We start from the raw sequence: 21,164 nt of genomic DNA, 5'->3' as shown, positions 1-21,164 counted from the left end.
TGCAAGCAGGAAAGTCAGAAGCACTGCGACGGGCGCCGCTAGACGCTGGCTAGGGCAAGCGAGCGGCGCACGGGCGCGGAGTCGCGTCCGGCAGCCAGGGCGAGCACCACAGCACACAGCGGGGCTTGACTGACCACGAACCACCCGAGGTAGAGCGCAACCGAGACCAGCAAGTTTCCGATGCGGGAATCGATCGCAGCCAATGCCAGAAAGCTGGGGTCAGTCACCGCTGAGACGCCCCAGAACGTTCCAGCTAGGCTCATCGCCATCGGCCCGACGAGCACCGTTTTGCTCTTCTTCTCCTGCTTGGGGTCTTTGCGGTGGATCCAACGGTAAATGGCCCACCACCCTAAGCCCGCAGCAGTAACAATCTGAACGGCCAGACGCACCGATACGGGTACGGTCAGGTTCTCAAGCCAAGAAACTACGTACTGTACCGACTCGCCCAGCAGAACCCCTGTGGCGATCGTGAAGAACGCGGCGGTGGTGAAGAAGAGCATGACCACGTGCCGACGAACTCCAGCCATCACTGCCGGCATGACCATCAGTGCCCCGAGCGGGTCCAAGCCTGCAATCCCAAGGCCAACGACGCTGCCAGTGATTGCCCACGCATTCATTGCTGCTCCTGGCCACCGGACAGCGGCTCAAACAATCTCGTCAGCTGAGCAATGGCGTCCTGAGAGCTGACGCGGCCCGTTTGAACTGCGGCAACGAGATAGTCCGCTGCTCCAAGGAACATCACCACCGCCGTCGTCTCCTGCCCTACAGGCAGGCCGAACAGGTCGCGGGCAAGGGCAAGGTAAGAGTCGGGCAGAGTAAGAGATGGTTCCTCGGCTGCGACAGTGGCGGCCAGAGCGGCAGACACGGTATCGTAAACTGCCCCGTCGGCCAGGTTGTGCTCGACATAGGTGCGAGCGAGCACCCCCAACAGCTCAGCGCGGCGGGCTCCCGCCGCCTTGGCCTGGTTCAAGGCCTGCATAATGACAGCCTCGTAGCCCGCCAAAACTTGTTGTTGCATCTGCTCGAGCAGATCGGGCAAGTCGACGAAAAGTCGATAGGCGATTGGCTTAGTTACCCCGCACGCCTTGGCAACTCGCGCCAAAGTGACCGAGCTTCCGCCTTCGGCTCGAGCAATCTCAATCCCGGCAGCTACCAGCATTGCTTTCCGTTTAGCCGCTGGAATTCGCTTTGGCTCCGTCACGATTATCCCCACCTCAGTATGTTACCAATAGTAACATTAGCTGGCGAGACTTCACAGATATCGTCTGTGGCTGATGGTGACATGCGGCTGTTCGCCCGCACGCGGGGAGAGTACGCCAAAGAATGGGGTCGCGCAGAAACCCTAGGCCCTGTTGCTCACTCAGGGGCAGTGGAAGGACTCACCGTAGTTTCGCCCGATACTCAATCGCTCCAAAGTAACCACGTTCATTTGGATCCGACGGCCACATAAAACCCTCGAACTTGGGCGAGCACACAGCGCAGCTGTCGTGCAAGCCCAACAATGCGTAAACAATCGTCGCGTCCCCATAGGACGCCTCATTCTCGGCAGCAAGCCAATCCAAAGGACCTACATGCACGGCGAGTAGTTCCACCGAATCCAGATCTACTTGGTAGGAGTGCTCTGTACGAGGCCGTTCATTGCGCTGCTGACAAATCAAACGCCGATTGAATCAACTAAACGATCGATTTGCACTCGAGGACGGCTTAGCCAGTTGTGGACTGTGGCACCCGTTCCACCAAGTTTGTCTTTCGGGGCAAGGTGTCCGTGCTGATTACAGCCCTGAACGCTGACTTGGTGCTCATCTGTAGATTTGCAGATGAGCACTAGATCAGTCGCTAACTATTGAGCACTGAATAGTGGGCTAAGCGCGGTTGCTTTCGCTGCGGCTCCGCTTAGCCCAACGTGCTCGAGCCAGTTACCCAACATTAGATAGCCGTCCTGGGTTAGGACGGACTCCGGATGGTACTGGAGCCCCCACAGTGGCTTGCTGCGATGAGCCAGCCCCATCACCACTCCCCCGTCGGTTTCACAAATGATTTCCAACTCGTCGGGGATAGTTGAACGCACAGCCGCCAACGAGTGATAACGCGTGGCGGTAAATGGGTTGGCGACATTCCGGAAAATCGGGTGCTCTTGGTGCTTCAGTTGGGAAGTCTTCCCGTGCATCAGCTCCTCGGCATGAGTCACGGTTCCACCGAAAGCCTCGGCGAGAGCCTGGTGTCCCAAACACACCCCAAGCATCGGCTTTACCTGCTCACCGCACCACTTGATTAGGTCAATGCTGACACCTGCCCCGGCAGGATCCCCGGGGCCCGGCGAAACAAGTACGCCATTGTGGGACGCCGCCATGCCCAGTACCTGGTCCAAGGAGTATTCGTCATTGCGGATCACGGTGGTCTGGGCACCGAGTTCTTGTAAGTAACCCACCAGCGTATATACAAAGCTGTCGTAGTTGTCGACTACTAGGATTTTTGTCGCGCTCACAGCATCCTCAAACTAATTGTTGATTCGGTGAATGGGCTGTACTGACTCAGCCACGGAAAAACGTACATCATTAGTAATAGTACGACCGCCGCGATCAGAATGAGCGCGAAGATAATTCTGATCCATAAAGGGCCGGGAAGATTACGAAAAATCCATGAATACATGTGTAGTTCCTACGAGGTTGCGTCTTTGACCATGTCGCGAATTTCTGCCGGCGGCCCGGCATCCAAGGGGCGCCAATTGGTCAGTTCGGAGTAAGCGATAATTCGTTCACGAGTGGAGAACGGCGGGTGGCAGCTGGTCATCGTCAGAATGGATGTGGTTGGTTCACTCCCAAACTCGTGAGGTACCGGCAGTAGGACTTCCCCGGCACTAGGGAGGACAATTTCGGTCTCGCGCCAGGTATAGGTGTAATAACCCTCCTTGGTTTGCAGGTAAACCTTGTCACCCTCGCCGAGTTTGTCAATGTCCCAGAAGACTTGCCCGTGGGTCTGTCGGTGGGCTGCTACCGCGAAGTTACCTAATTCGCCGGGCTGCTGAGTCTGCGGGTATTGCCCAATCCCTACCCTGTTGATTACGTCTGGTCCTACACCATTGGTGACCGGGTGGTGAGTACCGTTACGCCCAAAGGACGGGAAATACATGATGCCAAAAGTTTCCCCGTCCGCGATTTCGGTAACTGGAGCCGGACCGTAGTCCCGCTCTTCAACTTCTTCCGGAATGTGCACATCCCCAAGGTTCTGCACCAACTCGTTGGTTACCTGTTTCTGAGCTTGGGCCGAATCAATGTTGGTCCACCACAGCTCCCATGCCACATACAGCATCAGAAAGATCCCGAGCGTTATAAGGATTTCGCCGAAGACACCGAGGATCCGGTTGCCAATGCTGGCCTGTGACCGGGCCATCCGACGCCCAGTTGGTGTAACCGTACGGTTCACTATGCATTCCTCGCAGGAGTAGGCAACAAGTGCTGGATAGATTGCATATAAGTGGATCCGACGCGAATCAAGGTGTCGAAAACCGCTAGTATGGAAGCTAAACGAAGTATTAGCAATCAACTGCCGATACTTCATGCTTAAGACTACCGGGAACATCTGAGTGCTTCCCGATTACTACATTAGGCTGATGAAGTTAGGGAGCCGCACATTGTCTGAATCGAATCGTCGCACCGACAAATCTGAGAACAAGAAGCCAGGTGCACATACCTCCGAAAGCACCAACCCAGTTTGGTACAAGCCGGTGATGTTTGGACTGATGTTGCTGGGCCTAGTGTGGGTGATGGTTTACTACATTTCTCAGACCCTGTTCCCTATTCCAAACATCGGCGGCTGGAATATTGTCATTGGTTTCGGCATCGCGATGGTCGGCTTTTTCATGACGACGAACTGGAAATAGTTCAGCACATTCCTAGGTGTACGTCGCCAAATCCCGCTCTACCCAGACCGGGATTTTTCTTTACCTTTCCGGCCCGGTTACCGCATCAAGACTAATGGTTACGTAGGCCGGCGATTCCGGTGGCCGCAAATAACATGTCACCTAAAGCGTCCAGTGCTGTCGAGGAGACCGTCCATCGTTGCCAATACAAAGGCACATCAACGAACCATGAATGCTCCAAAATCATGACCCCCGACAGCTCTCGAAGTTGAATTTCAGGAATCATGCCCCAACCCATCCCCGCTTGGATGGCCTGCGCAAATTGTGAAGAGTCGGGAACATAATGTACTGGAACGTTAGGACTCCACCGGCGTGAGCCGGTAAGGCGTTCGCGCAAATCACGTTGCAATGGATCATCGCGATCAAAGTTCACCACTGGCAAGTCTGCAAGTTGCAGCTGCTCGCCTGGCTTAGTGCCTTGTTGTTCAACTAATCCCTTAGCTGCCACCGCGAAATATCGCGTAGTACCCAATTTTTGGGAAGCACACCCCTGCATGGCCTCGGCTTGGGTGGTGACCGCGGCACTGACCGTACCTTGCTTCAGTAGCTTCGCGCTTTGGTGTTCATCTGCTCGAACAAATTCGCAACTCAGATCGCGACGCACGGCCAAACGTTTGAGGACGGGGCCAAACCATGTAGCTAGAGAATCAGCGTTAACCGCAACAGAGATTTCAGCCTGCGCCTCGGTTCCGCTCTGGCTTTGCAGCTCAGAGTTCAACGCACTGCCTAACATGCTGATTTGTCGAACGTAACCCAAGATTTTCAGCCCTTGCTCGGTGGGCAAAACAGGTCTGGAACGAATTACTAGGATAGCTCCCGCCCGTGACTCTAGAGCCTTAATTCGCTGACTCACCGCCGACGGAGTAATGCCCAGATCGATTGAGGCATCCTCAAAGCTTCCCGTATCAATCACGGCTAATAGGGTCTGTAATTGCTCAAGGTCGAAGTTCACGTAAGCAAGTCTAATGTTAGGTAAGTTAGTTAAGTTCGACAGCACTAAGCTCGGTACTTTATCGTCATTCCATGCTCATCTCCCCCGCTCTGACTGGATTCGGCACCGGCCTATCTCTCATCGTGGCGATTGGCGCACAAAATGCCCACGTTTTACGCCAAGGAATCACCAAACAGTTCGTCTGGACTTGTGTTGCAATCTGCGCCATCTCAGACGCAGTGTTAATAACCGCCGGAATCGCTGGAATCGGCGCAGTCATCGAACGGGCGAATTGGGTTCTTCCCGCTGCAAGCATGCTGGGGGCACTCTTCCTAGCTGGATACTCAGTGGTTGCCTTGCGTCGCGCCCTTTCACCCACCTCGTTGAGCACAAAACAAACTTCTACGGCCCCATCTGCTAAACAGGTCATCGCCACAACCCTTGCCTTGACGTGGTTAAATCCTCATGTCTATCTGGACACCGTTATTCTGCTTGGTTCCATCGGCAATAGCTTTGCGGCTGATCGTTGGCAGTTCGCCGCAGGTGCCATCGCCGCTAGTGTGATCTGGTTTTGCACCCTCGGAGCAGCCTCCAGGATACTCTCTCGGTTATTCGCCAAACCTAGGGCCTGGCAAATACTGGATCTGCTGATCTGCCTTTTCATGGCGTACTTAGCTGTACGACTGGTTTTGCCACTTCTCTGAGTCATCTTCCACAGATATACACAGATGTCCACAGCCACTGTGGATATCGAGTCCGATAAATTGTTCACAAGTTTATCCACAGCTGGGGATATGTGGCGATGCAATTCGAAGCCAGCCGATAGATACAGCCAAATTCCGGGGTTCTGCAACATCAAACTACATGGTTGTAAGTTATTAACACTGTGGATTTCCAGTGTGGACAGTTTCGACAAGTAGTGTGAAAACACGTCATATTCCCAAGTCATACGCTGTTCGTAGATTAATTCGAAGAGCCCGGTGGATCGGTGCACAGCGTCGGAATCCACATTATCTACAGAGCCTGTTTAAAAGTTATCCACACTTGTGAATTAATCTGTGCACAATTTCGATGGGGAGCGACTATTCCCCGGGAATTCAGGTCTAGTCACTTGGTTAGCTATCCGCCTGGGCTCAAATTACATGTGTGTAAGTTATTAACACTGTGGACAGTAGTTGTGGATAAGTTTGGATTCCTGTGTTCGAATTAGCCTATTGGCCAGCGGATCATCGATGCAGCGAGGTAGCAACTAACCATCAGCAGGAGAGTGATCGAGCTAAGAAGCGTGAACTGGATCGCGGAGCGCTTTGCGCCCTTGGGGATAAGTACGATTGCAGCTGCAGCAATGGCTCCCAATACCGCCCCACCTAGATGCCCCTGCCAAGAAATCCCAGGAACTATGAATCCCATAACCGCATTGAGCATGAGCACGATACCCATTTGTTTCAGGGCCGACCGATTAGTTCTAAACACGATGAAGAGAGCTAAGAATAGTCCTGAGAGGGCACCGGATGCCCCCAGCGTCGCGCTCAAGGGGTTACTGAGCACTAGCACCCCCAGTGAGCCTCCGAATGCCGATAAGAGATAGAGCCAAGTAAACCGCAGTCGCCCCAGCCGAGGTTCTAGCAGTGTTCCGCAAATGTAAACCCCATACATATTCATCGCGATATGTAGCAGTGAACCTTGGGAATGTGCGAAGGCACTGGTCAAGATGCGCCATGGTTCCCAATACGCGAGGGCACCGAGCAGATAAATCTGTTGCGTAAAATTTGGAATGGCCCATTGCAGCACATACATCAGCGCATTCAAACCAATGAATGTATAGGTCACCACGGGCTTTCCTGCCCGAGCGGTCCCACCAAATTGGGTTCTGGTCCGCGGAATTGCCTTGTTAGCAGCGCGTACACATTCAGTGCATTGAACTCCTACTGGCGCGGGCACCTGGCATTCAGGGCAGACCGGGCGGCCGCAGCGGTGGCATGAAACATAAGAGACCCGGCTCGGATGCTTGAAACAGCTCGGTGCTTGCGCCGGTGTGGGAGATACTTGCCCGTATGCCATAGGGGTTCCTGCCTGAGTGCTTGAAAATGTGCTGCTAGTTAAAGTTCGAGGCTCCGACTCTCCCTTTTACCAAGAGATAGCCGGAGCCTCATGCGTCAAGGACGCAAGGTCCTTAGAGAGTCTCGACGTCAATCGAATTGATGACAACGTCCTCGAGCGGCTTGTCACGACCATCGGTGGCCACGTTGTTCAGCGCGTCAACAATCTTGCGGGATGCTTCGTCGGTGACCTCACCGAAGATGGTGTGCTTGCCCTGCAACCAATTGGTAGCGATGGTGGTGATGAAGAACTGCGAGCCGTTGGTGCCACGGCCCATACGGATACCAGCGTTGGCCATAGCCAGCTTGTATGGCGAGTTGAAGTCGAGTTCTGGGTGAATCTCGTCATCGAACTGGTAACCCGGACCGCCAAAGCCCTGACCCAATGGGTCACCGCCCTGAATCATGAAGTCGGCAATGATGCGATGGAAGATGGTTCCGTTGTAGAGCGGAGTATCGGTCTTCTTGTCACCGGATTCAGGGTGTACCCACTCCTGCGTACCGGTAGCCAGACCAACGAAGTTTTCAACGGTCTTTGGTGCATGGTTACCAAAGAGGTTTACGACGATGTCGCCCTGGTTGGTGTGAATCGTAGCTTTATGCGTAGCAATTGCAGTCATGCGTTCATTCTCCCATGATCAGATGCGGCACTGCCAAAGCCGGACTACGCGTTGAGTGAAAACTTTGAGAATTTCGCTTGGCGGATGTGCCATGCGTAGCCTGCGACCCCTGTTTGTGCCTACGCTGGAAGGGAATCAGTAGAACGGAACGCCAAGGAGTTTTCATGGCCAAGAAGAAGTGTACGTTCGGCAAGTTCCTGCTCGTGGGACTCATTGCCGCCGCCGTTGCTGCGGTGGTCGCGGCATGGAAGGCATCAAATCCAATCGACGACCCGTGGACGCTTCCGGCGCCTAAACCAACGACTCTCGATCCAGTAAATGCCCCGAAGCCGGCGACCGTCGACGAGGTCAAGAACTTGGCGAAAGAGAACTAATAGTGAATCGACAAGGCTATATGCTTTCATTCGCATATAGCCTTGCGGGTTAGCTATCAGGCTTAGGGACTGTTTGTTTACTCTGCCCACGGATGACCAGAACTAATCCAATGAGTATCGCAATCAGTCCCAGCACGGTTCCGGGTGGTGGGATTTGACCGATCATGAGCGCTGCAATGAACGCCGCCCCGGGAATCTCAAGCAGGATCAAGGTCGACACAGTCAACGGCCCGAGAATCGATAAGAGATGATTCAGAGCTGTATGCCCTAGTAACTGCGCGCATACGGTGAGCGCAATGATGCCAAACCAGCCCCAAGCGTCGAATCCCCAGATTTGTTCACCCGTGACCAGGCAGATGATCAATAAGACTGCCGAGGTAATGGCGTAACACACCGAGGTGTAAGCTCCGGTGCTCATGGTTCGTCGCGCGACCGATCCGGCGATCGTATAGGTACCAGCCAGGATTCCGCCGGCGATAGCCAATAGATCCCCAATAATCGCTTCGCGTCCATGGCCTAAATCAAAGCCGGTAATCACGAGAACCCCAGCTAGCGCCACTGCGATTCCGGAAAATACCTTGGCACTGTAGCGCGTCCCACGCAATCGTTGAAAAAGCACGATCCATACGCCCTGAATGCAGACCAGTGCCGTGCCTGCCGCCACCGAAGTCATCCGTACCGCGTACATGAAACAGACAAAGTGCAGCGCCAAGGACACACCAGCGATGCTGCAAAAAGTCCATTCTCGACCGCGCATTTTTTGGAAACTCCGCGGATCTTTAGCCAGAGTTGGGAGCACCAGCACAGCGGTGGCACCGAAGTTACGCCACAGAGCCATGGCTAGCACGGGTACTGCGGGGAAAGCTGCAATCAAAGGGCCAGAAGCAGAAACTCCCAGCACACCAACGATCACCAGAATGATGGTCACCTGATAAGAGTACATTTCAAGCGGCCAATCAGATATTTATGCGCGGGCTTACCGTGGACACATTTCGAGAGCGGGTTAAAACCAAGAAGTTCATAAACGCGGAACCTGCGGTTTACGCAGTGGCAACTCGCACCTCTCACGCTGGATGTGTGAAGGTCACCATTGTTGCCGAATCTTTCCTGCCGCATATGAACGGCGTCACCAATTCCGTGCTAAAAACCCTGGAGCATTTACGCGCTCAAGGGCACCAGGCTGAAGTCATCACTCCGGCTGGTTCTTTAGCCGATTCACGGCGACAGCGTCCGGTTCCCAGTCGTTACTGCGGGTTTCCGGTTCGTACCGTTCCGTCTGTGGCTTTAGCTAGCTACCCCAGCGTGCGATTGGCGCCAGGACCGGTTGCTTCGATTCGTCGAATGCTCCATGACTCCGCACCCGATGTCGTGCACTTAGCTAGCCCCTTTGTACTTGGCTGGCGTGCGGTACGAGCGGCCCGGGATCTGGGAATTCCCAGTGTGGCTGTGTATCAGACTGAAGTTCCTTCTTATGCCGCGCGGTATCAGGTGCCATGGCTGGAGACCAGGCTTTGGGAGCATGTTCGAGCCCTCCATAATGCGGCCGACTTGACGCTTGCGCCTAGTAGTTTCTCCATGAATCAGCTCCAGCAACTGAATATTTCCCGTCTTGCACTGTGGCGCAGGGGGGTAGATACCTCTTTGTTCACCCCCGCACGCCGTGACCCGCAGCTACGCGCCCGGTTAGCGCCCAATGGTGAACGAATCATCGGCTATATCGGTCGTTTGGCCGCGGAAAAACAGGTCGCTGATTTGAAAGTCTTGGCTGATTTACCGAACACCAAGTTAGTCATCGTCGGCTCGGGTCCATTGCGCGATACCCTGCGCACGGAACTACCGAATGCGCATTTCCCAGGTTTCCTCACCGGAGGAGAGCTTGCTGGCATGTTGGCGAGTTTCGATTTATTCGTCCATCCCGGTGCCTCCGAAACCTTCTGTCAGACGATTCAGGAGGCGATGGCCAGTGGAGTTCCGGTGGTAGCCGTAGGCCGTGGTGGCCCGGTCGACCTCGTGGATTCTTCGCATACCGGGTGGCTCTACGCGCCTAACGATCTCAGCGACCTTCGCGCCAAGGTATCGGATTTGGTCTATGACGATACCAAACGACTTGCTTTCGCCAGCTCCGCCCACCGGAGCGTTCAGGATCGTTCGTGGAAGGTCATAGGGGATCAGCTACTGGCCTATTATGCGCAAGTCCGCTCTCGGGCCTATTCTGGGTAATTCAGTCCGTTAGAAACGGTTCTAGGCTCTTGGAGGGTTTCGGAGAACCCTGCTTTGAGGTCTCGGTAGATAGCAAAAGAGCCTCATCCGTGTGGATGAGGCTCTTTTTCTCTGGTGGAGGTAAGGGGACTCGAACCCCTAACCCCCTGCTTGCAAAGCAGGTGCGCTACCAATTGCGCCATACCCCCGAGAAGGTTTTAGGAAACCTTGTCGGTTACCTGATGCCAGGTTTCCTTCGTTTCCGCAGAACCCTTAGCCTTTTTGATCAAGACCACTGCCGCGGCCGCAATCGATCCGAGAATCAGCAGCTTTTTCATTCTACCTCTTTCTCGTCGGTAAGGTTTCCGTGGGCGTACCAAGACTTGAACTTGGGACCTCTTCGTTATCAGCGAAGCGCTCTAACCGCCTGAGCTATACGCCCTTACCATTCCCTTCGGAACGAAATAAAACATTACCGGGGTTTTGCTCCGGATACAAATCGAACCCCGGTGGCGTCCATCACAGTCGTTTCCGGGGTCCGATTTGAGGCTTTTAGTCGTCGGTTAGAGTGACTCCAACGCCACCGACCAGTGAGGCGGCGATGTTGTACAAGACCGCGCCAAGCATCGAAATAACGCTAATAACCACCACGTTGACTACGGACAAGATCGTCGCGTAAGAGGCGACCTGACCCAGCGAGAAGGCATTGCGTAGATCGAAGTTACTCTCTGCGCCGATCGCGTCGCGCATCAGCTGATTGAAGGTTTCGAAAGTGCCGGTGAGATCCAAAACCGCCCAGAAGGCCACTGCAGCCACCACGGTCAGCACACCGAAGGCGACCGAAAGCAGGAAGGAGAGTTTCAACACGGAGAAAGGTTCAACCTTCGAGACCAACAGGCGAGCCTTGCGCACCTTGGCCTTCGGGGCTGGTCGAACCAACTTTTCCTGACTTGGGGCCGGGCGTGTGGGTGCACCGGGGGCTGAACCACCCGGACGCGCACCGGTCGCCGCTGGGCGCTTGGCACCGGTTGGTGCCGGACGCGAGGCGCCGGCTTGCGGCCGGGCTGCAGCGGGACGCGCCGCTCCCGGGCGTGGGTTAGTGCCACCCTGGGCTGGTCGTTTCACCTGAGTGGTCCGTGGTGTCGCATTCGATGATTCACCATTACCGCTCGGGCGAGGCGTCGATGGTGTGCTCATGCGTTACCTCCGTCAGTGCTTTCATCCGCGGGGCCCGAAGTTTCGGGGGTTGCTTCCGCTGATGATTCAGTGGTCGTATTTTCTGGATTCAACGGTACTGCACTTTCCTCGGAGTTCTCTTCGAGCTCCTCCTCGGAATTTTTCGCTACCGCGATAATATGGTCCTTCTTATCGGGCTTAGCGAAGATGACCCCCATGGTGTCACGGCCCTTGGCCGGAACCTGGGAAACCGCCGAGCGAACTACCTTGCCCGAAGCCATCACCACCAGCACCTCATCGCCTTCTTCAACGATCAACGCGCCGACTAGTTCACCGCGTTCTTCGTTGAGTTTAGCAACCTTAATGCCCAAGCCACCGCGGGATTGGACGCGATACTCGGAGACTTCGGTGCGCTTGGCATAGCCCTCATCGGTAACAGTGAAGACGAAGGCGTCCTCGCGCACCACATCGGCGGCCAAGAGCTGATCCCCCTCACGGAAGCGCATACCGGTCACCCCGGAAGTGGCCCGGCCCATCGGACGCAATGCCGCATCGGTGGCGGTGAAGCGTACCGACTGCCCCTTACGCGAGACCAGCATCACATCATCGGTTTCACTGATCAGCTGTGCAGAGACCAGTTCATCGTCTTCGCGCAACTTGATGGCGATGACCCCTGCGGTGCGGTTGGTGTCGTAATCCGCCAGACGGGTTTTCTTCACCAAGCCGTTACGGGTAGCCAGCATGAGGTATTCAGCGTCTTCGTAGGTACGCAGATCCAGTACCTGAGCAATATGCTCATCGGGCTGGAAAGCCATCACGTTGGCCACGTGCTGGCCCTTAGCGTCGCGTCCGGCCTCGGCCAGTTCGTAGCACTTGGTGCGGTAGACCCGACCATGGTTGGTGAAGAACAGCAGCCAGTTGTGCGTAGACGTGACGAAGAAGTGCTCCACCACGTCGTCCCCGCGCAGGCTGGCGCCCTTGATCCCCTTGCCCCCGCGTTGCTGCGAACGGTAATTATCAATACGGGTGCGCTTGACATAGCCACCGCGGGTGATGGTGACGACCATTTCCTCTTCAGGGATCAGGTCTTCGACACTCATATCCCCGTCGTAGCCCATCAGGATCTTGGTACGGCGATCATCGCCGTGCTTCTCCACGATCTCGGCTAGTTCCTCGGACACGATGCTGCGCTGCCGCTGCGGATCGGCAATGATGGCCTTGAACTCGGCAATCATGATTTCCAGCTCGGCGTGACGGTCCTGGATCTTCTGGCGTTCCAGGGCGGCAAGCCGACGTAGCTGCATGTCGAGAATGGCGCGCGCCTGCTCGGCGTCGATATCCAGCAGTTCCATCAACCCGTCGCGGGCTGCCTCGGTGGTAGGGGAGCGACGAATCAGTGCGATGACCTCATCGAGGGCATCCAAGGCCTTGAGCAGGCCGCGCAAAATGTGCGCTTCTTCTTCGGCCTTGGCCAGCCGGTACTGGGTGCGGCGAACAATGACTTCGATCTGGTGGATCACCCAGTGGCGAATGAAACCATCCAGCGGCAAGGTACGCGGCACCCCATCAACAATCGCCAGCATATTTGCGGAGAAGTTCGACTGCAGTTCGGTGTGCTTGTAGAGATTGTTCAGCACGACCTTAGCCACGGCATCGCGACGCAAGATAATGACCAGACGCTGGCCGGTACGACCACTGGTCTCATCGCGCATATCGGCGATCCCGGAAATCTTTCCGTCACGGACCAAATCAGCGATCTTGATCGCCAAGTTATCGGGGTTGGCCATATACGGTAGCTCGGTGACCACCAGGCAGGTGCGGCCCTGAATTTCTTCGACGTTCACCACCGCACGCATGGTGATTGAGCCACGGCCGGTGCGGTAGGCATCAGCAATGCCCTTGGTGCCCAGAATCATGGCACCGGTGGGGAAGTCCGGGCCCTTGACGCGTTGCATTAACGCGGCCAGCAGTTCCTCACGGGATGCCTCGGGGTTCTGCAGGTACCACTGCACACCTTCGGCCACTTCGCGCAGGTTATGCGGCGGAATGTTGGTGGCCATACCCACCGCAATACCGGAGGAGCCATTGACCAAAAGGTTCGGGAAACGGGCCGGAAGAACCACCGGCTCCTGGTTCTTACCGTCGTAGTTGTCTTGGAAATCAACGGTGTTTTCGTTGATGTCCCGCACCATTTCCATGGCCAGCGGAGCCATCTTGGTTTCGGTATAACGCTGGGCGGCGGCGCCGTCATTACCCGGTGAGCCGAAGTTACCCTGGCCTAGAGCCAGTGGGTAGCGCATCACCCAGTCCTGAATCAGACGCACCAGCGCATCGTAGATCGCGGTGTCACCGTGCGGGTGGTACTGGCCCATGACCTCACCGACCACGCGAGCACACTTATTGTAGGACCGTTCCGGCCGGTAGCCGCCGTCATACATGGCGTACAGCACGCGGCGGTGCACCGGCTTCAGTCCATCACGGACATCCGGCAGCGCACGCCCAACGATGACCGCCATGGCGTAGTCAAGGTAGGACCGCTGCATTTCGGTTTGGAGATCAACCTGATCGATCCGGTCGATCGTATCGCCAGCGGCTACGATCTCACCGTCGATCGGCGCGTTCTCAGGAGTCTGCTCGTCGCTCATTTCATCCCTTTGGGTAAGTCAAGAATTCTGTCGTGCATCAGGTGGCAGGGCCAAGTGGCGTCCTAGATGTCTAGGAAGCGCACATCCTTGGCGTTCTGCTGGATGAAGCTGCGGCGGGACTCGACGTCCTCACCCATCAGCACCGAGAACACCTCGTCGGCTGCGGCCGCGTCATCCATGGCGACCTGTCGCAGGGTGCGGCGTGCCGGATCCATGGTGGTGTCCCAGAGTTCGGAGTAGTCCATCTCACCCAGACCCTTGTAACGCTGAATGCCGTTTTCCTTAGGCAAACGCTTATTGCCAGCCGCGCCCTTGGTCAGCGAATCGTCGCGTTCCTTATCCGAATACACGTACTCGTGTGGGGCGTTGGACCACTTGATGCGGTACAGCGGCGGAGCCGCCAGGTACACATAACCGTGTTCGATCAGTGGGCGCATGAAACGGAAAATCAGGGTTAGCAGCAGCGTGGTGATGTGCTGGCCATCCACGTCCGCGTCGGCCATCAGCACGATCTTGTGGTAACGCAGCTTGGCCATATCGAACTCTTCGCCAATACCGGTGCCGAAGGCGGTGATCATTGCCTGTACTTCGGCGTTACCCAGCGCGCGATCCAAGCGGGCACGTTCCACGTTGAGGATCTTGCCGCGCAACGGCAGGATGGCCTGCGTATGCGGGTCACGGCCGCGCTTAGCCGAACCGCCGGCCGAGTCACCCTCGACGATGAAGATTTCGCATTCCACAGGATTCTTCGATGAGCAATCCGAGAGCTTACCGGGCATGCCGAAGGATTCCATCGGGGATTTACGGCGGGCGTTATCGCGAGCCTTACGGGCGGCCAGACGAGCTTGCGAGGCCATCTGTGCCTTGCGGATAATGTCCTTAGCAGCCCCCGGATTACGCTCGAACCAGTCACCAAGTTCCTCATTGACCACGCCCTGAACAAAGCCACGGGCAATGGAGTTGCCCAGCTTAGTCTTGGTCTGGCCTTCGAACTGAGGCTCGGAGAGCTTCACCGAAATGACCGCGGTCAATCCTTCGCGAGCGTCGTCGCCGGTGAGGTTCTCGTCCTTTTCACGCAGGATTTTATTATCCCGCGCGTAGCGGTTGATCAGCGAGGTCAACGCGGCGCGGAAGCCCTCTTCGTGGGTACCGCCCTCATGGGTGTTGATGGTGTTGGCGTAGGTGTGCACCGACTCGGCGTAGGCGGTGGTCCACTGCATCGCCACCTCAATGCTGATGCCGCGGGCAGTGTCTTCGGATTCGAAGGCAATGACCTCATCGTGCACCAGCTCAATTTTCTTGGCCTGGTTCAGGTGCTTGACGTAGTCCAGCAGCCCATTCTCGTAGTGATAATCCACCACGCGTGGCTTCGGTGCCGCGTTTTCACCGGTCTCGTCAATCTCTGCTTCCGGCTCATCGGCCGCAACCCGCTCATCGGTCAGACGGATTCGGAGACCCCTGTTCAGGAAGGCCATCTGCTGGAAGCGAGCACGCAGCGTCTCGAAATCAAACTCGGTGGTATCGAAGATTTCCGGATCTGGGTAGAAGATCTGCTGGGTACCGGTGGCCTCGGTGGCGGCGCCTTGAGTCAGCTCTTGCTGGGTGACACCGCCGTTAGCGAAGGAAATGCGCCATTCGTAACCCTGTCGGCAGATCTTGGTTTCCACCCGGCGGGATAGGGCGTTAACAACCGAAATGCCCACACCGTGCAGACCGCCGGAAACCGCGTAACCACCGCCGCCGAATTTACCGCCGGCGTGCAGAATCGTCATAACCACTTCAACGGTGGGCTTACCCTCGGTGGGGTGAATATCCACTGGGATACCGCGCCCATTGTCTTCTACGCGAACACCGCCATCGGCTTGCAACGTGATGTCAATGGTGTCGCAGTAACCTGCCAGGGCCTCGTCCACGGAGTTATCCACGACTTCATAGACCAGATGGTGCAAGCCGCGGGGGCCGGTGGAGCCAATGTACATGCCGGGGCGTTTACGGACTGCTTCCAGGCCCTCGAGCACGGTGATGTCTTGTGCGCCGTAGGTATGCTCAACTTTGGCAGTCATCGATTCCGTGGAGCTGGGGCTGTTGGCCGGCTCCTGCGGTGAAGCGTTTTCGGTAGACACGGGTGCTACGTACTCCTCGAATTTTGATGCGCAGACCGACGGGCCGAATCACTTCGGAACACCGCGATCATGTTCTTATGCACGGCACAGACGAAACCATCCGCCTAGCCATGACACACTTGCCTCAATTCTACCCGGTAGATGGAAATATGGTGGGATCGGCAGGGCAAAACAGGCCACTAAACGCACAAAAACCGACATCTGAGCGATCTAGAACGATCCGCTGAGGGGGGATCCAGCCACGGGGTGCGTGAGAGCGCCACATGGCGCACCAGCAATTCTTACCCGTAAGTGTCTCGTGGACCTCGACCAGCTACCGAGCGTCGACCATGACGCCACGAAGGAGCATTGGGTCCCAAGACCCGAATAACGGTCACAATCCCCGGTCCTAGCTCAGCATCGAAACGTTTGAGCAGCTCATGGCTCAACAGCCTTAACTGGGTGGCCCAGGAAGTCGAATCGCAGCGTACTACGACGACGGTGTCTTCGAAAGATTCGGGTTTGCAGTGCGCAGCAATCTCCTCACCGACAATCTGCGACCAGCGTCCCAGCACCGACCCGACGGCCACTTGGGTACCCCAACCACGTGTTTTAGAGAGCCTGCCGATGACATCGCCAATGGCTCGTGGGTCTCGAGCGTTGGGATCCGATTCAGTTTTTGCCGGTTGGGCGCCAGTCTTCCGAGCCGCCTGGCGCTGTTGCACACGGGCAAGACGCGCCGGGTCAAGACGGGTCTCACCGCGTTCCTCGGCAAGCCGGCGCATCCGATTCAAGAGCGCCTTCGCTGGGTCAATCTCCTGCTCAGACATCGTCAACTTGCCCCGGGCTGACTTGGAAGAAAGATCCCTTGAGCGCGGTAGGAACATCTTCTGGCACGGCCGCCGTGACCAGAACCTGTTCGGCTCCAGCAACAATATGCGCCAAACGGTCTCGCCGAGTGGCATCCAGCTCAGCAAAAACATCATCAAGGATCAAGATCGGACCGGAACCTGGACGTGGATCATCATCCCCAAAGACCCGATAGGCGGCAAGCCGCAGAGCTAAGGCAAAAGACCAGGTTTCGCCATGCGATGCATAGCCCTTAGCTGGGGTGTTTCCAAGATGTAAAGCTAAATCATCGCGATGCGGCCCAAAAAGCGTAAGGCCACGGTCGATTTCTTTGGCCCGGTTCGATTCCACGGCACGCAAGATAAGTTCTTGTAACTCATCTTGTGACAATTGGGAGAGTATTTGTGGATCGAGCTCAGGCGCAGCACCTTCTGCGCTTAATGAGCTGAGATACTGCACGCTGGCGATCTTCGCCCCATCGGCTAAGTCAGCATAGGCCGCCACCACATAGGGTTTTAATAATTCCAGAACGTTCAGTCGGCCACGCATCAGCCGGGCGCCGGTGGCAGCTAGCTGCAAATCCCACGCCATGAGGGTGGCTTCTTGGGATGAACTGATTTTGCTCTTGCCCCGCACAGACTTCAATAGGGCGTTGCGTTGTTTCACAATCCGTTCGTAATCATTCTTGGTTCCGCCTTCAACGGGGCGAAGCGACACCAAGAGATCATCGAGAAATTTTCTGCGGAACGATGGATCGGCTTTAATCAGCGACAAATCTTCAGGAGCAAAGAGAACTGTCCTTACGATGCCTAAGATTTCGCGTGCACGCACCGGATTTGCTCGGTTGATTCGCGCTTTGTTGATTTTTCCGCTGGTAATTTCAACCTCGAGTGAAGTGACACGCTCTGCTCGATGTACGGCTCCGCGGATGACCGCGCGTTCGGTGCCGAAGCGAAGCAACGGTCCATCGTTGCTCACTCGATGTGATGAGAGGTTGGCTAGATAGCCGATGGCCTCAACAATGTTGGTTTTACCTACTCCATTGGGGCCGATGAGCACATTGATGCCAGGCGATAAACGCACGTCGGCTTGCGCATAGGAGCGAAAGTCGGTGAGCGACAACTGAGAGATATACACCTAGGTCCCCGAAAGAAATACGGTGAGTGACATTATTGCCACTCACCGCCAAGAAGTTACTAATTCGCGTTTGGAAGGCGTACCGGCATGACCAAATACCGGTACTGATCCTGATCTGCTTCCTCTAACGAGGCCTGGCCTGTCATCATTGCAGGCTTAGGTGCACTGGTGAAGGAAAAACGAACGAATTCGGTATTGAATGAGCTCAAACCTTCACCAAGGAATGTTGGGTTGAAGGCGACCGTGATATCTTCACCGGTCAGTTGAGTTTCAATCGACTCTTCGGCCTGAGCGTCTTCACCTGTACCCGCATCCATGGTCAGTTGACCGTCGGTAAAGGCCATGCGTACCGGGGTGTTCCGTTCGGCCACAACTGAAACGCGACGTACGGCTTCGATCAACTCAGACGCACGCACTGTGGCATGAATTGGAGTGTTCTCAGGGAACAACGAACGGATCTTTGGATAGTCACCGTTGATCAATAGCGATGTGGTGCGGCGGTTAGAACTTTCAAATCCCACCATCTCACCGTTCTCGCTGATGGCGATCTTTAACTCACCAGCATGCGCCAACGTTTTAGCTACTTCATTCAAGGTTTTGGCCTTGATCAGCAGTGAGGTAGAAATTTCAGGCTGGTTTGGCTTCCAGTTCAACTCGCGCATGGCCAGACGGTAACGGTCAGTAGCCAAGAACGTGATTTGATCGTTTTCAATTTCAACCTTGATTCCGGTCAACACCGGCAAAGTATCATCTTTTGATGCAGCCACGATTACTTGTGAAACTGCTTCTGCGAAACGTTGCCCATCAACGGTGCCGGTAACTTCTGGAAGTTTTGGAAGATCTGGATACTCTTCCACGGGCATCGTCGCCAAATGGAACCGGGAGCGACCACAGCTGACGGTGATCTTTGAACCTTCGGTTTCGATAGTGACTGTCGACTGCGGAAGGCTGCGAGTAATGTCTGCCAATAGTCGGCCTGAGACGAGGATCGCACCTTCTTCAGCAATTTCTGCTGGTATCTGAATGTGCGAGGAGATTTCGTAATCAAATCCCTCGAGACGCACGATTCCCTGTTGTGCGGTCAACAAAATGCCAGCAAGTACTGGTGAAGGCGGACGCTGTGACAAAGACCGAGCGGTCCAGGATACGGCCTCAGCCAGAACATCCTTTTCAACGCTGAACTTCACGAATCAATCCGCCTTTCGGAGCGTACAAGTTTACTTTGAGCCTGTATGGCCATTGTCTACGGGGTCGTAATCATAGACAACGATACGTAGACCATCTTCAATCTTGCCATGTTAAGTGAGCTCCATCTTCCGCTAGGTACCTGATTGTGATCGGTAAAGCATTGATCACAAAAATTTGTGGAGCTTGCTAGATCGAATTTTGGGATCCGGGGGAGTGGACTCGTTATTTGGTTTCAAAGGGTTAAAAGTAAGAGTGTTAATAACCCCTGTGGATCCTGTGGATAAGCCCTAACTTACGCGAAATCCCCGCAATTGTGCATGTGTACAGTTTGTGGCTAACGGTGGAACTTAGTTCCAAAGGGTTGTTGACACTCAGTTCCACGATTTTTAGGTTCCACAGGTGCCCTACGGGTTATCCGCAGGCAACTGCCCACCTTTCACCAATTCATCCACAAAGTTATCCACACTTGTGATTATCGGGATTTAGTGCTCTCGCTGACTTTGTTTGATGCGGTTAGTTAGTTCGGTGACTTGGTTGAAAATCGCGCGTCGTTCAGCCATCAGTTCACGGATCTTGCGGTCAGCGTGAATAACCGTTGTGTGGTCACGGCCGCCTAACTCGGCACCGATCTTTGGTAACGACATATCGGTCAGCTCACGCAGCAAGTACATAGCGATTTGGCGAGCAGTGACGAGAGTGCGTGTACGAGATTTGCTATTGAGTTCTTCGATAGTCAGGCTGAAGTACTCTGCGGTCTGCTTGATGATGGTCGCGGGAGTGATTTCCTGCGCGCCGTCTTCACTAATGAGATCCTTGAGCACAGTTTCAGCCAAGGCTAGATCAACCTGTTGATTGTTTAGTGAGGCGAAAGCTGTCACTCGAATGAGCGCACCTTCGAGCTCACGAATATTCGTGGAGATCCGTGAAGCGATGTATTCCATAACGTCGCTGGGCGCAGAGAGATTTTCTGCATCGGCCTTTTTACGCAGAATGGCGATACGGGTTTCGAGCTCGGGAGGCTGAATATCGGTCAGTAGACCCCATTCGAATCGCGAACGCATGCGGTCTTCGAAACCCTGAAGCTGTTTTGGCGGCAGATCCGAAGTGATGACAACCTGTTTATTGTGGTTGTGTAGCGCATTGAAGGTATGGAAGAACTCTTCCTGAGTAGCATCCTTGTTCGCCAAGAACTGGATATCATCAATCAGCAAAATGTCGACATTACGATAAGTCTGTTTGAAACTAGCGCCTTCGTCATCGCGAATCGAGTTGATGAAGTCGTTCGTGAATTCCTCAGAATTCACATAGCGTACGCGAATCCCCTTATAGAGATGCCGGGCGTAATGACCGATTGCGTGCAATAAGTGAGTCTTGCCCAGCCCGGAGTCGCCGTAGATGAAGAGCGGGTTGTAGGCCTTGGCCGGCGCTTCTGCAACGGCCACTGCCGCGGCATGCGCGAAGCGGTTCGAGGACCCGATGACGAATGTATCGAAAATGTACTTCGGGTTGAGCCGGCCGAATTCCTGAGAATTCGACGGGGGAGTTGGCTGCGGGGCCGGCTTCGGACGTGGCCCGGTGGTCGTTACTTCATCATCGTCAACTAGGGGAGTAGCTGCTACTGATTCAGTTTCAGGATCCGTTTCCTCGACTTCTTCCAAGGTGAGATCAACACTGACAGCACAGCGGATCTCTTTTTGGAAAACGATACGAAGCGCATCATCTAGTGGCTCGCGTAGCTGTGTTTGCAGAATATCTCGGGTGAAATCGTTCGGAACTGCAACTAGTAACGTGCTACCGATCAAGCCCTGGGCCTTGGCCATAGAAACATACGGGCGGTGCCGGGCTTTAACCCGATCGTCGTTCTCGATTTGGCGGATCACCTGGCGCCATGAGCTCCCAATGCTATTGGTTTCGTCGCTGCTCAC

The 21,164-nt window shown here is 55.3% G+C and carries 20 protein-coding genes and 2 tRNA genes; 4 read left to right on the top strand and 18 right to left on the bottom strand.

Annotated features, from left to right (window positions below; translation table 11 throughout):
* Positions 1-38: 38 nt before the first annotated feature.
* The 4 genes from ACQQZ8_RS00110 to ACQQZ8_RS00095 form a co-directional block, all read right to left on the bottom strand.
* Positions 39-617: a hypothetical protein gene (locus ACQQZ8_RS00110; protein WP_431710741.1), complete on the bottom strand. Its 579-nt coding sequence runs from the start codon at positions 615-617 to the stop codon at positions 39-41.
* Entirely contained in the window at positions 614-1,201 is a 588-nt protein-coding gene (locus ACQQZ8_RS00105) for a TetR/AcrR family transcriptional regulator (RefSeq protein WP_431710740.1), read from the bottom strand. The genes ACQQZ8_RS00110 and ACQQZ8_RS00105 overlap by 4 nt, the downstream gene beginning before the upstream one ends.
* A gap of 639 nt (positions 1,202-1,840) precedes the next feature.
* Positions 1,841-2,485 carry an anthranilate synthase component II gene (locus tag ACQQZ8_RS00100; protein ID WP_431710739.1) on the bottom strand — a complete coding sequence of 215 codons (645 nt, stop codon included), beginning with the start codon at positions 2,483-2,485 and terminating at the stop codon, positions 1,841-1,843.
* Positions 2,486-2,658: 173 nt separating this feature from the next.
* The gene (locus tag ACQQZ8_RS00095; protein ID WP_431710738.1) at positions 2,659-3,423 is read right to left on the bottom strand and encodes a class E sortase; all 765 of its coding nucleotides are present in this window, start codon (positions 3,421-3,423) and stop codon (positions 2,659-2,661) included.
* A gap of 208 nt (positions 3,424-3,631) precedes the next feature.
* On the opposite strand from ACQQZ8_RS00095, the gene ACQQZ8_RS00090 reads away from it, so the two are divergent.
* The gene (locus ACQQZ8_RS00090) at positions 3,632-3,880 is read left to right on the top strand and encodes a cell division protein CrgA (protein WP_431710737.1); all 249 of its coding nucleotides are present in this window, start codon (positions 3,632-3,634) and stop codon (positions 3,878-3,880) included.
* A 91-nt stretch (positions 3,881-3,971) separates the two neighbouring features.
* Here the strand turns inward: ACQQZ8_RS00090 and ACQQZ8_RS00085 are convergent, their stop codons facing one another.
* Positions 3,972-4,871: an ArgP/LysG family DNA-binding transcriptional regulator gene (locus tag ACQQZ8_RS00085; protein WP_431710736.1), complete on the bottom strand. Its 900-nt coding sequence runs from the start codon at positions 4,869-4,871 to the stop codon at positions 3,972-3,974.
* A 71-nt stretch (positions 4,872-4,942) separates the two neighbouring features.
* Between ACQQZ8_RS00085 and ACQQZ8_RS00080 the strand changes: the two genes are divergently transcribed.
* Entirely contained in the window at positions 4,943-5,554 is a 612-nt protein-coding gene (locus tag ACQQZ8_RS00080; RefSeq protein ID WP_431710735.1) for a LysE/ArgO family amino acid transporter, read from the top strand.
* Between the two features lie 502 nt (positions 5,555-6,056).
* Here the strand turns inward: ACQQZ8_RS00080 and ACQQZ8_RS00075 are convergent.
* Positions 6,057-6,683, bottom strand: a complete 627-nt coding sequence (locus tag ACQQZ8_RS00075; RefSeq protein ID WP_431710734.1) for a rhomboid family intramembrane serine protease — start codon at positions 6,681-6,683, stop codon at positions 6,057-6,059.
* Between the two features lie 340 nt (positions 6,684-7,023).
* Complete coding sequence (locus ACQQZ8_RS00070) at positions 7,024-7,569, bottom strand: peptidylprolyl isomerase (protein WP_431710733.1); 546 nt, start codon at positions 7,567-7,569, stop codon at positions 7,024-7,026.
* A gap of 164 nt (positions 7,570-7,733) precedes the next feature.
* On the opposite strand from ACQQZ8_RS00070, the gene ACQQZ8_RS00065 reads away from it, so the two are divergent.
* Entirely contained in the window at positions 7,734-7,943 is a 210-nt protein-coding gene (locus tag ACQQZ8_RS00065) for a hypothetical protein (RefSeq protein WP_431710732.1), read from the top strand.
* A gap of 49 nt (positions 7,944-7,992) precedes the next feature.
* On the opposite strand, the gene ACQQZ8_RS00060 is transcribed toward ACQQZ8_RS00065, so the two are convergent.
* Complete coding sequence (locus ACQQZ8_RS00060) at positions 7,993-8,871, bottom strand: DMT family transporter (RefSeq protein ID WP_431710731.1); 879 nt, start codon at positions 8,869-8,871, stop codon at positions 7,993-7,995.
* A 149-nt stretch (positions 8,872-9,020) separates the two neighbouring features.
* Between ACQQZ8_RS00060 and ACQQZ8_RS00055 the strand changes: the two genes are divergently transcribed.
* The gene (locus tag ACQQZ8_RS00055; RefSeq protein ID WP_431710730.1) at positions 9,021-10,163 is read left to right on the top strand and encodes a glycosyltransferase family 4 protein; all 1,143 of its coding nucleotides are present in this window, start codon (positions 9,021-9,023) and stop codon (positions 10,161-10,163) included.
* A gap of 112 nt (positions 10,164-10,275) precedes the next feature.
* Here the strand turns inward: ACQQZ8_RS00055 and ACQQZ8_RS00050 are convergent.
* From ACQQZ8_RS00050 to dnaA, 10 genes are all read right to left on the bottom strand, one after another.
* Positions 10,276-10,351: transfer RNA gene (locus tag ACQQZ8_RS00050), tRNA-Ala, on the bottom strand.
* A gap of 9 nt (positions 10,352-10,360) precedes the next feature.
* Positions 10,361-10,480, bottom strand: a complete 120-nt coding sequence (locus tag ACQQZ8_RS00045; RefSeq protein WP_431710729.1) for a DLW-39 family protein — start codon at positions 10,478-10,480, stop codon at positions 10,361-10,363.
* A 30-nt stretch (positions 10,481-10,510) separates the two neighbouring features.
* Positions 10,511-10,584, bottom strand: a tRNA-Ile gene (locus tag ACQQZ8_RS00040).
* 110 nt (positions 10,585-10,694) lie between these two features.
* Positions 10,695-11,339 (bottom strand): DUF3566 domain-containing protein, encoded by a 645-nt coding sequence (locus tag ACQQZ8_RS00035; protein WP_431710728.1) that lies wholly within the window; start codon positions 11,337-11,339, stop codon positions 10,695-10,697.
* Positions 11,336-13,963 (bottom strand): DNA gyrase subunit A, encoded by a 2,628-nt coding sequence (gene gyrA, locus ACQQZ8_RS00030; RefSeq protein ID WP_431710727.1) that lies wholly within the window; start codon positions 13,961-13,963, stop codon positions 11,336-11,338. The genes ACQQZ8_RS00035 and gyrA overlap by 4 nt, the downstream gene beginning before the upstream one ends.
* Positions 13,964-14,025: 62 nt before the next feature.
* Positions 14,026-16,026, bottom strand: coding sequence for a DNA topoisomerase (ATP-hydrolyzing) subunit B (gene gyrB / locus ACQQZ8_RS00025; protein ID WP_431712211.1), 2,001 nt, complete (start codon positions 16,024-16,026; stop codon positions 14,026-14,028).
* Positions 16,027-16,367: 341 nt separating this feature from the next.
* Positions 16,368-16,895, bottom strand: coding sequence for a DUF721 domain-containing protein (locus ACQQZ8_RS00020; RefSeq protein ID WP_431710726.1), 528 nt, complete (start codon positions 16,893-16,895; stop codon positions 16,368-16,370).
* Entirely contained in the window at positions 16,888-18,051 is a 1,164-nt protein-coding gene (gene recF / locus ACQQZ8_RS00015) for a DNA replication/repair protein RecF (RefSeq protein ID WP_431710725.1), read from the bottom strand. The genes ACQQZ8_RS00020 and recF overlap by 8 nt, the downstream gene beginning before the upstream one ends.
* A 59-nt stretch (positions 18,052-18,110) precedes the next feature.
* Positions 18,111-19,238: a DNA polymerase III subunit beta gene (gene dnaN / locus ACQQZ8_RS00010; RefSeq protein WP_431710724.1), complete on the bottom strand. Its 1,128-nt coding sequence runs from the start codon at positions 19,236-19,238 to the stop codon at positions 18,111-18,113.
* A 483-nt stretch (positions 19,239-19,721) separates the two neighbouring features.
* A complete protein-coding gene (gene dnaA / locus ACQQZ8_RS00005) occupies positions 19,722-21,164 on the bottom strand; it encodes a chromosomal replication initiator protein DnaA (protein ID WP_431710723.1) in 1,443 nt (480 codons plus the stop codon).

It is taken from the genome of Glutamicibacter uratoxydans (genome assembly GCF_050753455.1).
Classification (GTDB): domain Bacteria; phylum Actinomycetota; class Actinomycetes; order Actinomycetales; family Micrococcaceae; genus Glutamicibacter; species Glutamicibacter uratoxydans_A.
The sequence above is the reverse complement of the archived record's forward strand: the minus strand, read 5'-3'. Positions and strand labels throughout refer to the sequence as shown.